This window comes from Clavibacter sp. MX14-G9D (genome assembly GCF_032917815.1).
GTDB lineage: Bacteria > Actinomycetota > Actinomycetes > Actinomycetales > Microbacteriaceae > Clavibacter > Clavibacter michiganensis_K.
Genome location: NZ_JAVCVL010000408.1, coordinates 1 through 859, shown reverse-complemented (window position 1 = coordinate 859; position 859 = coordinate 1). Strand labels below are relative to the sequence as shown.

Genomic DNA, 859 nt, shown 5'->3' with positions numbered 1-859 from the left:
GGACGCGGGCGCGGGCGCCGCCGCGGACCGCTCGGACAGCGCGGCGTCCGACCTCCCGCGGACGGGCGGATCCGGCGCCGCCTCCACGGGCACCACGGGCACCTCGCCGAACGCGTCGGCCTCGCCCGCGCTCCTCGGCCCGGAGTCGCTGTCGGACACCCGCAGCCGCCCGATCGGCGCGATCCTCGACTCCGAGCAGACCGACACCGACCTGCCGCCGCGCCAGGTGCGCGCGGACGTGGATCCTGCCTCCGTGCGCGGCGTGCAGACGAGCGTCGGGCTCTACGCCGCCCGCACCGTGACGGGCGACCTCTGCCTGCTGGTCTTCCCGGACGGCGGATCCGCGGTCCTCACCTGCGGCACCCCCGACCAGGTCGCCGACACGGGCCTCCGCATCGCGTGGACGACCGTGTTCCCGTCCCGCAACCGCGACGGCTCCGTCGGCACCATCACGGGCGACGTCACCGCGACCTGGTCGACCGACGGCCTCATCACGCTGACGACGCCGGGCCGCCTCCTCGCGTACTGAGGGGCTAGCGGTGCGCCGCGGCGTCGTGTGACAGGGTCGGCAGGGGGAAGGGGATCGCGCCATGGACGGACGCTCGCGAGGACCGGAGGACGACCCGGGCGGCATGCCGCTCGACGACCTGCGGCGCGTCGTCTACGCGCCGGGCGTCGACGAGGGCGACCCCCGGTGGACCCGCGCGGCCGCCGAGCTGGGACGCCGGGAGCGCGCGTCGCTCGCCGCGGCGGGTGACGGCGCGGACGGCACCGGGGATCCGGGCGGGGCGGAGGATCCCCCGGAGGACGCGGGAGCGCCGCGGGACCCGTCCCGGCGCCCCCTCGCGTGGGCCGCGGG

At 78.2% G+C, this 859-nt stretch carries 2 pseudogenes; both read left to right on the top strand.

The features are described 5' to 3' along the window. Window positions 1-529, top strand: a pseudogene (locus tag Q6969_RS15995) (hypothetical protein); the annotation flags it as partial. 61 nt (window positions 530-590) lie between these two features. Next, window positions 591-859 (top strand): annotated as a pseudogene (locus tag Q6969_RS15990) (hypothetical protein); the annotation flags it as partial.